This window comes from Xylanibacter muris (assembly GCF_013166605.1).
Taxonomy (GTDB): Bacteria; Bacteroidota; Bacteroidia; order Bacteroidales; family Bacteroidaceae; genus Prevotella; species Prevotella muris.
This window is the reverse complement of sequence record NZ_JABKKF010000002.1, coordinates 110,827-124,519: the sequence shown is the minus strand read 5'-3', so window position 1 is coordinate 124,519 and position 13,693 is coordinate 110,827. Positions and strand designations below refer to the sequence as shown.

At 42.6% G+C, this 13,693-nt stretch carries 12 protein-coding genes; 7 read left to right on the top strand and 5 right to left on the bottom strand.

Translation table 11 applies throughout. The annotated features are described in order from the left end of the window. Nucleotide 1: 1 nt before the first annotated feature. From HPS56_RS02595 to HPS56_RS02585, 3 genes are all read left to right on the top strand, one after another. A complete protein-coding gene (locus tag HPS56_RS02595; RefSeq protein WP_172274203.1) occupies nucleotides 2-1,663 on the top strand; it encodes an AMP-binding protein in 1,662 nt (553 codons plus the stop codon). Between the two features lie 99 nt (nucleotides 1,664-1,762). After that, a complete protein-coding gene (locus HPS56_RS02590; protein ID WP_172273418.1) occupies nucleotides 1,763-2,572 on the top strand; it encodes a metallophosphoesterase family protein in 810 nt (269 codons plus the stop codon). Continuing rightward, nucleotides 2,553-3,242 (top strand): hypothetical protein, encoded by a 690-nt coding sequence (locus tag HPS56_RS02585; protein WP_172273416.1) that lies wholly within the window; start codon nucleotides 2,553-2,555, stop codon nucleotides 3,240-3,242. Before HPS56_RS02590 ends, HPS56_RS02585 begins: the two co-directional genes overlap by 20 nt. 68 nt (nucleotides 3,243-3,310) lie before the next feature. On the opposite strand, the gene HPS56_RS02580 is transcribed toward HPS56_RS02585, so the two are convergent. The 4 genes from HPS56_RS02580 to uvrB form a co-directional block, all read right to left on the bottom strand. Then, nucleotides 3,311-5,671: a putative porin gene (locus tag HPS56_RS02580; protein WP_172273414.1), complete on the bottom strand. Its 2,361-nt coding sequence runs from the start codon at nucleotides 5,669-5,671 to the stop codon at nucleotides 3,311-3,313. A gap of 30 nt (nucleotides 5,672-5,701) precedes the next feature. After that, a complete protein-coding gene (locus HPS56_RS02575; RefSeq protein WP_172273412.1) occupies nucleotides 5,702-5,959 on the bottom strand; it encodes a hypothetical protein in 258 nt (85 codons plus the stop codon). Nucleotides 5,960-6,040: 81 nt separating this feature from the next. Beyond that, nucleotides 6,041-6,655, bottom strand: a complete 615-nt coding sequence (locus tag HPS56_RS02570) for a DUF4468 domain-containing protein (RefSeq protein ID WP_172273410.1) — start codon at nucleotides 6,653-6,655, stop codon at nucleotides 6,041-6,043. 141 nt (nucleotides 6,656-6,796) lie between these two features. Further along, on the bottom strand, nucleotides 6,797-8,836 hold the full coding sequence (gene uvrB / locus HPS56_RS02565) for an excinuclease ABC subunit UvrB (RefSeq protein WP_216655746.1): 2,040 nt from the start codon (nucleotides 8,834-8,836) through the stop codon (nucleotides 6,797-6,799). Nucleotides 8,837-8,963: 127 nt separating this feature from the next. Here uvrB and HPS56_RS02560 point away from each other — a divergent pair, with 127 nt between their 5' ends. From HPS56_RS02560 to HPS56_RS02550, 3 genes are all read left to right on the top strand, one after another. Beyond that, nucleotides 8,964-9,788 carry an outer membrane protein assembly factor BamD gene (locus HPS56_RS02560; RefSeq protein WP_172273408.1) on the top strand — a complete coding sequence of 275 codons (825 nt, stop codon included), beginning with the start codon at nucleotides 8,964-8,966 and terminating at the stop codon, nucleotides 9,786-9,788. 79 nt (nucleotides 9,789-9,867) lie between these two features. Then, nucleotides 9,868-10,212 (top strand): DNA-directed RNA polymerase subunit omega, encoded by a 345-nt coding sequence (locus HPS56_RS02555; RefSeq protein ID WP_172273406.1) that lies wholly within the window; start codon nucleotides 9,868-9,870, stop codon nucleotides 10,210-10,212. Nucleotides 10,213-10,237: 25 nt separating this feature from the next. Further along, the gene (locus tag HPS56_RS02550; protein ID WP_172273404.1) at nucleotides 10,238-10,717 is read left to right on the top strand and encodes a DUF4293 domain-containing protein; all 480 of its coding nucleotides are present in this window, start codon (nucleotides 10,238-10,240) and stop codon (nucleotides 10,715-10,717) included. Between the two features lie 253 nt (nucleotides 10,718-10,970). Here HPS56_RS02550 and HPS56_RS02545 read toward each other — a convergent pair whose 3' ends face one another. Beyond that, complete coding sequence (locus HPS56_RS02545; protein WP_172273401.1) at nucleotides 10,971-12,440, bottom strand: oligosaccharide flippase family protein; 1,470 nt, start codon at nucleotides 12,438-12,440, stop codon at nucleotides 10,971-10,973. A 228-nt stretch (nucleotides 12,441-12,668) separates the two neighbouring features. On the opposite strand from HPS56_RS02545, the gene HPS56_RS02540 reads away from it, so the two are divergent. Beyond that, nucleotides 12,669-13,649, top strand: a complete 981-nt coding sequence (locus HPS56_RS02540; RefSeq protein ID WP_172273397.1) for a glycosyltransferase — start codon at nucleotides 12,669-12,671, stop codon at nucleotides 13,647-13,649. The last annotated feature ends 44 nt before the right edge of the window (nucleotides 13,650-13,693 follow it).

Genomic DNA, 13,693 nt, shown 5'->3' with positions numbered 1-13,693 from the left:
TATGGAAACAGCACCGAACTTCAATGCCATAATTGAAAAAAGCATCATTGACAACTGGGATTTTGATGCACTGACCGATTATAAGGGCGCGACTTTACAGTTTCATGATGTGGCAAGAAAGATTGAAAAGCTGCACATCTTGTTTGAGAACAGCGGTGTTGTACAAGGAGACAAAATAGCTCTCTGCGGACGTAACAGCGCGAATTGGGCTGTGGCGTTTCTTGCAACACTCACCTACGGAGCCGTGGCAGTACCGATACTTCATGAATTCACTCCTGAACAAATCCATAACATAGTAAACCATAGCGAAGCAAAGATACTGTTTACTGGCGATGTTGTGGCAACGCAGATTGACGCTACAAAAATGCAGAATCTTGAAGGAATAATAAACATACCGGACTATTCCCTCGCAGTATCACGCACAGACAAGCTGACATACGCACGCGAACACCTCAACGAGATGTTCGGGAAAAAATATCCCAAGTATTTCCGCCGCGAACATGTAAAATACTACCGTGAGACTGACGGTAATGAGATGGCAATGATCAACTACACCAGCGGGACTACCGGATTTTCCAAGGGAGTAATGATTCCATACAGGGCATTATGGAGCAACTATGACTTCGCGGAAAACGTTCTCGGAAAAACCGTAAAACGCGGAGATAATATAATAAGCATTCTTCCGATGGCACACATGTATGGAATGGCATTCGAATTCATATTCGAGTTTCTTCACGGTTGCCATGTGTTCTACCTCACACGAGTGCCGTCACCGGCAATAATAGCCCAGGCATTTGCAGACATAAAGCCGGCCGTGATTATTGCTGTCCCACTCGTGATAGAGAAAATCATACGCAAGAAAGTTCTCCCAAAACTTCAGGACAACCGCATAAAACTACTGCTGCGCACACCGATCATCAACAAAAAGGTACAGCAAAGAATATGTGATGAAGTGATAAAGGCTTTCGGAGGAAACTTCTACGAAATAATAATCGGAGGCGCGGCTTTCAACCAAGACATAGAAAGATTCCTCAAGGAAATAAATTTCCCCTATACTGTAGGATACGGTGCAACAGAATGCGCGCCGATTATATGCTATTCCGACTATAAGACATTCGTACAGGGAAGCTGCGGACGCCCGGTCGTACACATGGAAGTGAGAATCAACAGTGAAGACCCGGAGAACATACCCGGAGAAATTCTTGCACGCGGAATGAACGTAATGCTCGGATACTACAAAAATGACGAAGCCACGGCACAGACCATTGATGCAGACGGATGGTATCACACAGGCGATCTGGGAACAATGGATAAATATGGCAACGTATTCATAAAAGGACGCTCTAAGAACATGCTTCTCGGCTCAAACGGACAAAACATATATCCTGAGGAAATTGAAGACAAACTCAATTCGATGCCATACGTAGTGGAAAGCGTGGTAGTACAGCGTGAGAACAAGCTTGTGGGATTAGTCTATCCGGATTTCGATGAGGCTGCTGCAAACGGAACCGGCAAGACAAGGCTTAAGGAAATCATGGAACAAAACAAGATACAGCTGAACGAAATACTTCCGGCATACTGCAAGCTCTCGGAAATAGAGATTCACAAGGAAGAATTTGCAAAGACTCCTAAAAAGAGCATAAAAAGATTCATGTATAAGTAAATACATGATTCCATCATGCTGAAGAGTACTGCATAGCCGGCAAAAACATATAAGGCAGTTTCTGACTGCATTGTATCATCACATAAAAACAGAACGATAATGAAAGTCAAGACGCTGCTACATGGGATTGCCATATCCGTCCTGCTTTACGGATGCGGAGACTTATTCGATTTCCACCCCTACGACACACGTTTCAACGGTGAGCAGAATATCAATGCAAACAATATAAAGCGTATAGAGGCCGACTGCCTCAACAAGGATACGCTCACAATAGCCTTCATCAGCGACACACACGGATCCTACGGAGATACGGAGGACATGGTAGACGACATTAACAACAGAAATGATGCAGACTTCGTTATACATGGCGGTGACCTTACCGACTGCGGCACCACAAAGGAATTCATCTGGCAGCGCAAGCGTCTCGCAAAGCTACGTATGCCATACGTTGCCCTTATAGGCAACCACGACTTCCTCGGCACAGGAAACGAAGTGTACTCAGTTATGTACGGCAATACGGATTTCAGTTTCATTGCAGGCAGAATAAAGTTTATATGTCTCAACACAAACGCAACGGAATACGACTATCTTGCAGCAGTACCCAATTTCGACTTCATGGAGACTCAGATTCTTTCCGATACAGAGCTTTTCGACAGAACAATAGTGTGCATGCACGCACGCCCATACAGCGAACAGTTCAACAATAACGTCGCAAAGTCTTTCCAGCATTATATCCTCCGTTTTCCGGGGATAATGTTCTGTCTTAACGGACACGACCATTGCCTGCAAGAAGAGGACATCTATGGCGATGGCCTGATTTACTACGGAGCGCCAAGTGCATCACGGCGAAGCTATCTCCTATTTAAGATAACCCCTACAGAATATCACCATGAAGTCATTTATTTTTAGCATACTTATGTTCACGGTGACAGCGCCCTGCGCTGCATCCGGCCGACCCGCCACCATCCACTCCGAAAATGATTCCACATACATTGCAGACACATCAGGACAAAGCCCTTACGACCGGAGGGTGGAAACATACCGCAAACTATGGAACTTCCTCATACCGACACAACTCATAACACAATATGCAGGAAATATGGGACAGATATCTCTCGGCATCGGATGGGACTATGGTAACAGACGGCAATATGAAACAAACCTGCTGTTCGGCTATCTGCCGAAATTCAACAGCAGCAGGGCCAAGATGACAATGACACTAAAACAAAACTTCATACCCTGGAGGTTTGACTTCGATGATAAGTTCAACATCGAACCCCTGTCATGCGGCATATACTTCAACACCGTATTCGGACACGAGTTCTGGGGACGCGAACCCAAACGTTATCCAGACAAATACTACCAATTTCTTAGCACGAAAGTAAGAATAAATGCTTTCGTAGGCCAACGCATCACAGCCATAACACCCAAAAACAAACGTAAGTTCGTAAAGAATATAACGGCATTCTATGAGATAAGCACTTGCGACATATACATCCGAGCAATGTTCCAGGACAGCAAGGTAAGCCTGGGAGACATTCTCGGACTTTCATTAGGAATAAAGGTACAGATGATGTAGAATCTCACCTGTTATTATAAGACCTTACATCAGAAAGCAATTAACCTGTGAGTAAAGACAGATATCCGTCAATTAAAAAAGTTCCACGACAGACCGAAACGCATTACACTTCCATTCTGTGGATAGTGAGGAACGAGAAAATACATCCTGTTTCCACTGCCACCATTCACATGACTGTACATTATAAAGAAACGCGTACGCTTGAGATGCATGTTGGCATAAACGTCAACGAACGGATAGCCACCAAGACTCACACGGCTATCGGGATTCTGCTGCACGGCAAACTGGTTTAATTGCGGACAGAAGTCAGGAGCATCATACTTTGTGAAAAACGTAACGCTGCCTCCAAGCTCTACCGACAACTCCTTTACGATCTTAAACTTCAGATATAAATTTGAAAATACGTTCAAATCCGGAACCGGAAGCACATCCTGACGACTGGTATTCTGGTATGTTACCACATTTTCCCAATTAAGCGGACCAAGACGGAAATCCTGACGCAACTGCGCAGTAAGAAGATTTATATTCGATGAGCACTGGTGTACACCGGCCGACATTTCAGTACGACCCTCAGAAGTGGCATTATAAGACATGCCGAAATAAGTATAGTTCTGTATCTCTTCCACTGCGACACGCAGACTTGTCCTTGTCTTCCTGTAAGAGAAAAGTCCTTCTATGCGGGTGCGTGTCTCCTTCGACATCCCACCGTTATCCCACCATATATGCTTTGAATGGTAGTTACGCTGATAAAACGTAGGATTCAGTCTGTAAAAATAAGCCTTGGCGGCAAGCGTAACCGTATCACCCAAGAACCTGAAATTTACATCTGCAGAGAAATCCGCCTTCAGCTGTCCGGCATCCTCTCCGGCAATCCATGTTTCAGCCATGGCGTTATAATGGAATGTCTCACCACCGGTCTTCTGAAGCTGTCCTCCGATACTCACAGAATTCTCTGTCCACCCATGCAATGCCGTGACATCGCGTTTATCCGAGATATAATCAGGCATATCAAACTTACGCAACTCATGGGAGGCAAAAACCTTCAGGCCTGATTTTGCCCACTTGTTGAAACCTTCAAGCAAGGCTATGCCGAAAATGTTCCTGACGGAAAGATGCCGTGTCTGATCGTATATGGAGTCGCCACTGTACACCCTGTCAGCAATACTGTTATAATATGTATCGGCATAGTAGTTCTCCGGTGATTCGTATGCCTGATATATACGATTATACTTGTTAACATCAAGAGTATGGATGAAACTTGTCACCGGCACGAACTCATCCTTCATCGTTGCATATATGGAATCCTGTACGGCCTTTGCCATAAGCATACTGTCCATAGCCTCGGCTGATTCTACCTTTATCCTCGTCGTATCCACCTGCTGCCCGCCCGGCTCCGGCTCATCACCGGCAATCCTCGCATTCTCGGGACGTCCAGCCGGGCGTCCAAAATCAGTACCGGCAGCATTGCCACGTTTATCAGCAATCCTACTGTTCCGCTCACCGTCCTCCATAGCAGCCTTACGCGCCTCGTTTTCTTTCTTCGACTCCATTGCAAACTGACGTGCTTTGATCTCCTCGTCACTCATCTTCACCCTGCGGTAGAACCCCACACTGTAGCGGTGAGTGAGAAACAAGTGCATATTGTCATTACGGTTCCAGTTACGGTGAAGCACTGTCGGAATCTCATTCTCACTATATGAATCATCAAAACTCTCGGGATGTGTTATATAGTTGTCATCTGTTATCCCACCGTTCTCCGCAACTTTCTGATGATATGTGGAGAATACTGAATGCATCTTGTATTTATCACCAAGATATGAGGCATAAAACGTTGCCCCGAAGTGAGACGTGCTCTGATTATCGTAATAGCCTCTTGCATAAAGATAGTTCAGATCGAAACCGAACCCGAGCCTCTTGCCGGCATTCACAGCAAACTTTGCATTGATATGGTCCTCACCATTTGTCTTGTTGCCGCAATTGTCATAGGAAATATTAGTTATCGGTGACAATGTATTTGTAAAATGAAGGGCATCGGGAGACTTAATCACAAAACTATATGGCTGGGTGAATATAAACTGCTCTGCGAGCGGTCTGTCGATGACAATCCTGTTCTCACGCGCAGTATAGTTGTTGCCTGTAGTGTTATACTCTCCATATATACCCGTATTGAATATCGTGTTTTGAAAAAGATGAGGGAGAGTGTCAACCGTGGCAGGGCGTATATCACCGAACTTACGGTCAACGGTCCACACATAAATCCCACGCGGAATTTCTTTCCGCTGTGTTGTGTCATTATTATGTTTGTTGAAGTTGCGGTTTTCACTGCGCTGCCTTATCTGCCCGTCTTCGTTCATCTCATTAAAAACCTGGGCATGACACAAGCAAAGACTGGCATTTAGCAGAATGACAATCCAAAATAAACGTTTCATTTTCTATTTCTGTTGTTCCAGAAGTATCAGTCAGAATCTAATCATTCTGACTGATACTTCAACAAGCTTTATAACTATGGATACAGCAAGTATCCATCCTCCGATAAACGTGTTGCCTTTCATATATACTCCAATACCGGCAACGACACCCAGCATCCAAATTATATTAAGAACGTTTCGCAAAACAAAAAACCTGTCCCGCTGATTTTCCTCTCTCAGTCTGCTATGTGGAGGAACAGGACCAGAATACTCTTCCTCGTCACCGCTATCTGTATACCTTCTGTACATCTTATCTTATTGGGATTGTTTGAAATAACGTATATATAAAAATATACACCTGAGACTATAAAAGTCACCTATACGGTATATTTATTTTAAAACCTCGGCAAACTTTCTAAACAGATAGTCCTTTCTGTCTATCGTCTTTTTGCGGAACTTGCCTGACACACGCGACAAAGCATTCTTTTTCTTTTTCAGACCATACTCATCCGTTATCCATTCCTCTGCCTTATAAGACTGTGGGGTGCGTTCCTCATCGTAAAGATAATATATCCGTGTAAGGGTAATCTCAGCCTTCCCGTCTTCATATTTTGCAATTATATTATAAATAAAACGTGTCCTGTCAAGTACCAGGGCCGTACTCTTGAACACAAGCCACTCCTGATATGTTCCGCAAATGATACGTTCGTTCTTGTCGTCAAGCGTTATACGACTCTGTTCAAGCTGGTTCTTTTCCTTTGTTATCTTGGTCATATAATCCAAAAGAATGTCGTGTATCTGCCGGGCATTCTTTCCAGGAACATTAATTACAGTATCAAAAACCACACGGCCGTCTACCACTGGTACCGCTCCCACAAGATATTTCTGATCAGGGAGAACCTTCACAATCTTGCCGTCCTGCACCTGTTCAGGCATTTCCCAAGTATTCTGTGCAGCCATCGATAAGGGAAGGCATAATAATAATGACAATAATATTCGTCTCATTTTAATATTTATTCTTTTTATGTTATGCTTATATAATATGCAAACCTAATGCGATAAAGCTTGCTTTAAATTGCAGAAATGAAGCTTATCTCATGCAAAGATATGAAAATAAATTAAAACATCTGATTACGGCTTCCCATATTAACATTGTTTAATTTCCAACTCTTTTTGCATCCGCACTATCTCATCACGATATTGGGCAGCCTGTAGGAAATCAAGCTTTTTAGCGGCCTCCTTCATAAGCTTTGTCATGTCAGCGATGCTTTTTTCAAGTTGCGGTCTTGTCATCTTCAATATTATCGGGTCTGCTGCCACCATTCTTTCTTCCAATCCATAATATGCCTTATCATATTGTTTGCCGGCAGTATTCTTCTTGCCTGTTTCCTCAGACAATACATTGCTCTTTACCGGTTTCCGTATTTGGGTCGGTGTTATTCCATGCTCCTCGTTATAATGCATCTGCTTTATCCTGCGACGCATCGTCTCATCAATAGTCATCTGCATGCTCGCTGTTATATTGTCGCCATACATTATGACTTTTCCGTTTACATTTCGCGCTGCACGGCCAGCCGTCTGGGTAAGACTACGGTGACTCCTGAGGAACCCTTCCTTGTCGGCATCAAGTATCGCCACCAAAGAAACTTCAGGAAGATCAAGACCTTCACGCAGAAGGTTCACTCCCACAAGAACATCAAAAACACCTTCACGAAGCTCCTGCAGAATCCTGACACGGTCAAGTGTCGCCACATCACTGTGTATATATGCCGTATTGACCCCGTGATTCAGAAGATATTCCGAAAGCTCTTCCGCCATGCGTTTCGTAAGAGTAGTGACAAGCACACGTTCACTGCGCTCAATACGCACTACAATTTCATTAAGCAGGTCATCTATCTGGTTCTCACTCGGTCTTACAACTATCTCCGGATCAAGAAGTCCGGTAGGACGTATAACCTGCTCGACTACAACACCCTCGGCCTCGCCAAGCTCATAGTCTGCCGGAGTGGCAGACACGTATATTACCTGATTTATCAGTTCATGAAATTCCTCAAAGCGCAATGGACGGTTGTCAAAAGCCGCCGGCAGACGAAAACCATACTCGACAAGGTTCTGCTTACGTGCCCTGTCACCACCATACATGGCGCCTATCTGCGGAACACTGACATGACTCTCGTCTATAATCATCAGATAGTCATCCGGAAAGAAATCAAGCAGACAATAAGGTCTTTCACCAGCTTTCCGCCCGTCAAAGTACCTGGAATAATTCTCTATACCGGAACAATGTCCAAGCTCTTTTATCATCTCGATGTCATACTCCACCCTTTCCTTTATCCTTTCCGCCTTGATATTGTCACCGATTTCCTTAAAAAAATCCACCTGAGAAACAAGATCATCCTGTATTTGCCTTATGGCTGCGTTTGTCTGTTCCTGAGAAGTGGTAAAAAGATTTGCAGGATAAAGCTTATACTCATCGAATTTCGCCATGCGGTGCATCGTGTACGGATCCATTTCCTCTATTCCATCTATCTCGTCATCCCAAAAGGTTATACGCAAAACAGCCTCACTATAGGCAATCGCCACATCAACCGTATCGCCCTTTACCCGAAAATTTCCACGTTGAAGCTCAATATCGTTTCTTACATACAGAGCCTGCACCAATTTTCTCAACAAAGCATTTCTATCCATACGTTGTCCGCGATGTATAGATATCATATTTTCAGACAATGCCACAGGACTTCCCATACCATATATGCAACTTACGGAAGACACCACAATTACGTCCTTTCTACCTGACAACAGAGAGGTCACAGCACGCAGTCTTAATTTGTCTATCTCTTCGTTTATGGCAAGATCCTTTTCAATATAAGTATCCGACCCAGGCAAATATGCTTCCGGCTGATAATAATCATAATAACTTACATAATACTCTACCGCGTCTTCAGGAAAGAAACTTTTCATTTCTTCATATAATTGCGCTGCCAGCGTCTTGTTATGACTCAGCACAAGTGTCGGTTTTCCATTGTTGGCTATTACATTTGCCATAGTAAAGGTTTTGCCGGATCCGGTAACCCCAAGCAAGACCTGTGACCTGTCGCCACGTTTTAATCCATCCGTCAGCTCCCTTATAGCTTCAGGCTGATCCCCGGTAGGCTTATAATCGGAAGTTAGTTTGAATACGCTCATAATGGTGCAAAATTACTATATTCCCGTCTAATAAACGTTATAATAAGATGTATTTTTATTAAAAATCATTCCAAAGACTTTGAGATATGCATGGAAATTAGTATTTTTGCAACTCAAAATTCAAGGAATGAGGAAGAACATCATCATATTGGCGTGTGCAGGAGTCTTATTATGCAGTTGCGCCTCAGAATTTAACCGTGTTTATAAAACAAATAATTATGATTATAAATACGAATATGCTAAAGAATGCTTTGCACGCGGAAAATATAATCAGGCAATAACATTGCTTCAGGAACTTGTTGCAATCCAGAAAGGCACAGACAATGCCGAGGAAAGTCTTTATATGCTTGCAATGGCTGAATTCTGCGACAACGATTATGAAAGCGCATCCGCAACATTCAAAAAATATTTTTCTTCTTATCCCAAAGGAATATATGCGGAACAGGCGGCATACTATATCGGACAGTCTCTTTTCATGAGCACACCCGAACCACGTCTTGACCAGACACCAACAATAGGCGCGATCAATGCATATCAGCAGTTCCTTGATTTCTATCCAGACTCTAAATTAAAGGAAAGTGCCTCAAAGAAACTGTTTGAGTTACAGGACAAACTGGTACAAAAAGAATATCTTTCCGCAAAGCTTTATTACAACCTTGGAGGATACTTCCTTAATTGCATAAACGGTGGTTCCAACTATGAAGCCTGTATCATTACCTCACAAAACGCCCTTAAGACATACCCGTATATGAGCATGCGTGAGGAATTCTCACTGCTTATCATGAAAAGCAAGTTCAAACTGGCAGAGCAAAGCATTGAGGCAAAACGCCTTGAGCGATATCGTGATGCAGAGGATGAATGCTACGGATTCATTAACGAGTTTCCGGAAAGCAAAGACAAGGAACTTGCAGAGCAATACATCGCTAAATGTAAGAAGTTCACAAAAGACTGACATGTAGAAGACTGCCTGACATATAAATAGGACCGACTTTAGAAAACAAACATCTTATATTCAAAAAATATAAAAAATAATGGATTACAAGAAATCAAAGGCACCGGTAAATACCGTGACCCGCAACATCATGGATCTTTGTGATGAAACAGGAAACATTTATGAAAGTGTGGCCATCATCGCAAAACGCGCTAATCAGATTTCAGTTCAGATTAAGGAAGACCTGAGCAAAAAACTTGCAGAGTTTGCGTCTTATAACGACGGACTGGATGAAGTTTTTGAGAACCGTGAGCAAATAGAGATTTCACGCTACTATGAAAAGCTCCCCAAACCGACCCTACTCAGCACTCAGGAGTTTATTGAGGATAAGATTTACTGGCGTGAGGCACAAACTCAACAACAGGCAGGTGACGACATCAAATAAAATCCTATTATAATTATTCTGTATTATGATTCAGCGCATACAAACAGTATACCTGTTGCTTGCCGTAGTATTCTCAGTATGCTGTCTGAGCCTTTCCGTTGGCACATTCACAACCGGAGAAGACATGAACATGTCTGCTTTCAGGGAATACAACCTTTGGATTACCGGAGCAGAAGGCTTGCATGATTTTCGGGTATGGCCGATGTTCGCCATACTTCTCATGTCTGCCGCCTCAGGACTATATTCCATATTCATGTACAATAACCGAATAGCTCAGGCACGCTTTTGTGTGTTCAACACATTGCTGATAGCCGGATGGTATGTAGTATATTTCGTATTCAGCCAAGTATATGTAGGCACAGAGGAATCCTCAAGCCTGTTCAAGACATTCTCGTTCGAGTTTCCGGCTGTTTTTCCACTTATATCCGGTGGTTTATATTTATTGGCACGCAAGGCCATAATGTCAGATGAGAAGCTGGTTAAAGCAGCAGACAGAATAAGATAGAGATGACAAATAACGGTGTTAACGATAACAATTGCGCCATAAAGGAATAATATCCCTTATGGCGCAATTTGTTTTATCTTTTTATCATAAAACATTAAAATATATTTGGAAATATAAAAAAAACATGTTATCTTTGCAATCGTTATCCTGAATACAATCTTTTTACCTTAAAGGGACTAATACCTATTGAAAAAATGCTTTCACTGGGAAGTGGAAGCATTTTGTTTTTTATAACGACCGTCTCCACACCATATCAAGAGCCTACCCGGATATTATCCACAGATTTCAACTTTTTCTTTAAAACGAAAAACGACACCATGACACCCGCTATAGAAACTAATGTTCCCGACACCCAGTAATACCACAAACAACAATCAATAAAGGTTATAATATATGCAATTACAGTCATCGGCAGGAAAACAGCAATGTAACGCAACACATTACGGGAAAGAACATAATGATACTTGAAAAACACAAAAAGATATATCACCGCCAACTCAAATAAATGCGATGCTGACAATGCTATGCCAGCTCCCCATAACCCCCAAAGGCCATAAAAAAACATCACAAGCCACACCATTACAACACTGAATAATATTTCCATTATAAGATATGCAATCATATCCGATTTAACAAGCGATATGTAGGCAAGAGGAAGCGACATAGCTTTGAAAAACATCGAGAACACCGCAACCTGAGCCATCGGAATCACTGCGGAGAAACGGCTGCTGAAAAGCAAAGGAATGACAACAGGCAGACTGATTATCAGAATAACAAGCATCGGTGAAACAAGCAACATGGAAACCTCCATCTGACGGTTAGCCATAATATTCATGGCCGCAAAATCATTACATACAGAAGAAAGCCTTGGATAATAATCCGTATCCATCGCTGAAAAAATCATACCGCCATAGGTGACAACCATCATATATCCGGCTGAATAAAGTCCGACAGCATCCAAATCCCCGTTCACCTTAAGATACGAACGGATATAGACTTCTGCTCCGGTAGCCACGATTCCGGTAATAACAAAAACAATTCCAATATCTATTATTGACTTTCCTCCGGCAATAAAATCCTTTCCATACTTCCACTCCGGTGGAAAAAGACGATAAGAATGGAATAGAGTGAATATCATGGAGAAAAAAGCCACCGAAACCAAAACAGGAACAATACCCCTTATACCCATGAAATAATAAAAAGGAACAGCCACCACAAGAGCCGCAACAACCGTATTTATCTGTATCCTGGCCAATACCCCAAGATTTCGCGCCCCCTTTAAGACTGCACTCTCACCTCCGGTAACGGCATTCATCAATACAACAGGGGCCAACAGAAAGAAATAGAAAGAATGTCTATCATCCAAATCAAAAAGCCATTTACTCAAAAACGGACCTAAAACCGCACATAAAATCATCCCAAACAAACCGGTAACAAGACTCCACGTCCGCACAACGCAGACAATATGCCGCCTATCGTCATCATTACCGTTTTCAAACACCTCAGCCAACCGTTTTACCGAACCAAACGGAATGCCGAGATTTGTTGACGTGGAGACAAAATTCAATGCAGAGGAAAATATGGATAACAATCCCATACCCATCGGTGCCAAAAATAATGCCGTTATCTTATTACGCACTAACCCTACCACGATACTTAACCCCTGAACACTGCCGAAGAGGCTCGTATATTTCAAGACATGGCGATAACTGTTCTTACTCATTTCTGTCATTCTTACTTAGGAAATAACGAAATGCCCCACTTATTATTGTGTGTTTTTTTCATATTTATTTTGTCCTTCAGCTTATTTGCATTATCTTTGCATAAGATAAGAGGCATCCGGCAATTTGAAGCAAGCTTTATTGCGCCATGTATGCATTATCCTTTCATATAAGACAGGCGGCACATGCTGAGCCTTGAAATCCAACAATAATCCCATATCAATACCGGCATGAAGAACTGTATATCAAAAACAAACAAACCTTTGGTAAGTTTTATTATTCCATATTTCAATCTTCCATGCGACATGCTGAAAGAATGTGTATCAAGCATTATGGAATTATCATTATCAAAAGACGAACGTGAAATAATAATAATCGACGACGGATCGGACTATAGCCCGATAAACGACTTACAGGATTTCCGCGATGACATTATATATGTGCGCCAATCAAACAAAGGGCTCAGTTCTGCAAGAAATACCGGCCTGACAATGGCCACCGGCCTGTATATACAATTCATTGACAGTGATGACCGTCTCATGACCGTGGCCTACGAGAGTTGCCTCGACATTGTAAGGTACAAGAATCCTGACATAGTAAAATTTGATGCCACAGACAAACCCGTCAAAGCCACTTCCAGCGACATGCAAGGACCTATAGACGGAGCCGTATTCATGCGCAACAACAATCTCAATGCTGCGGCATGGGGATATATATTCAGACGTGACATAATACAAGACATGAAATTCACACCCGGAATATATCACGAAGATGAGGAATTCACACCACTCCTTATGCTCCGCGCAGAAAATGTATATATCACGGACGCCAAAGCATATTACTACCGCAAGCGCGAAGAGTCAATAATGACAAAACGTGACAATAGGCATATCATAAAAAGACTGAACGATATGGAAAACATTATAATAAAGCTGTTTGACAAATCTGCAGCATTGCCCGCACACGACAGTCTGGCATTGCAACGCAGAACGGCACAGCTCACAATGGACTACATATACAACACTATTGTCCTGACAAAATCTGAAAAACAACTTATGCAGAGGATAGAAAGGCTTGCCGATAAAGGACTATACCCTCTTCCAGACAGGAAATACAGCAAGAAATATGTCTGGTTCCGCAAAATGAGCAAAAGCAGCACCGGGCTAAGACTGATGCTCCGGACATTGCCTGTAATGGCAAAACACATATAGGCAGTCAGGAAAACCTTTATTTGAAAGACAGAAAGAATAAAAGT

Coding starts and splice junctions, on each gene's coding strand:
- HPS56_RS02595 (WP_172274203.1), top strand. CDS start 2: ATGGAAACAGCACCGAACTTCAATGCCATAATTGAAAAAAGCATCATT.
- HPS56_RS02590 (WP_172273418.1), top strand. CDS start 1,763: ATGAAAGTCAAGACGCTGCTACATGGGATTGCCATATCCGTCCTGCTT.
- HPS56_RS02585 (WP_172273416.1), top strand. CDS start 2,553: ATGAAGTCATTTATTTTTAGCATACTTATGTTCACGGTGACAGCGCCC.
- HPS56_RS02580 (WP_172273414.1), bottom strand. CDS start 5,671: ATGAAACGTTTATTTTGGATTGTCATTCTGCTAAATGCCAGTCTTTGC.
- HPS56_RS02575 (WP_172273412.1), bottom strand. CDS start 5,959: ATGTACAGAAGGTATACAGATAGCGGTGACGAGGAAGAGTATTCTGGT.
- HPS56_RS02570 (WP_172273410.1), bottom strand. CDS start 6,655: ATGAGACGAATATTATTGTCATTATTATTATGCCTTCCCTTATCGATG.
- uvrB (WP_216655746.1), bottom strand. CDS start 8,836: ATGAGCGTATTCAAACTAACTTCCGATTATAAGCCTACCGGGGATCAG.
- HPS56_RS02560 (WP_172273408.1), top strand. CDS start 8,964: ATGAGGAAGAACATCATCATATTGGCGTGTGCAGGAGTCTTATTATGC.
- HPS56_RS02555 (WP_172273406.1), top strand. CDS start 9,868: ATGGATTACAAGAAATCAAAGGCACCGGTAAATACCGTGACCCGCAAC.
- HPS56_RS02550 (WP_172273404.1), top strand. CDS start 10,238: ATGATTCAGCGCATACAAACAGTATACCTGTTGCTTGCCGTAGTATTC.
- HPS56_RS02545 (WP_172273401.1), bottom strand. CDS start 12,440: ATGAGTAAGAACAGTTATCGCCATGTCTTGAAATATACGAGCCTCTTC.
- HPS56_RS02540 (WP_172273397.1), top strand. CDS start 12,669: ATGAAGAACTGTATATCAAAAACAAACAAACCTTTGGTAAGTTTTATT.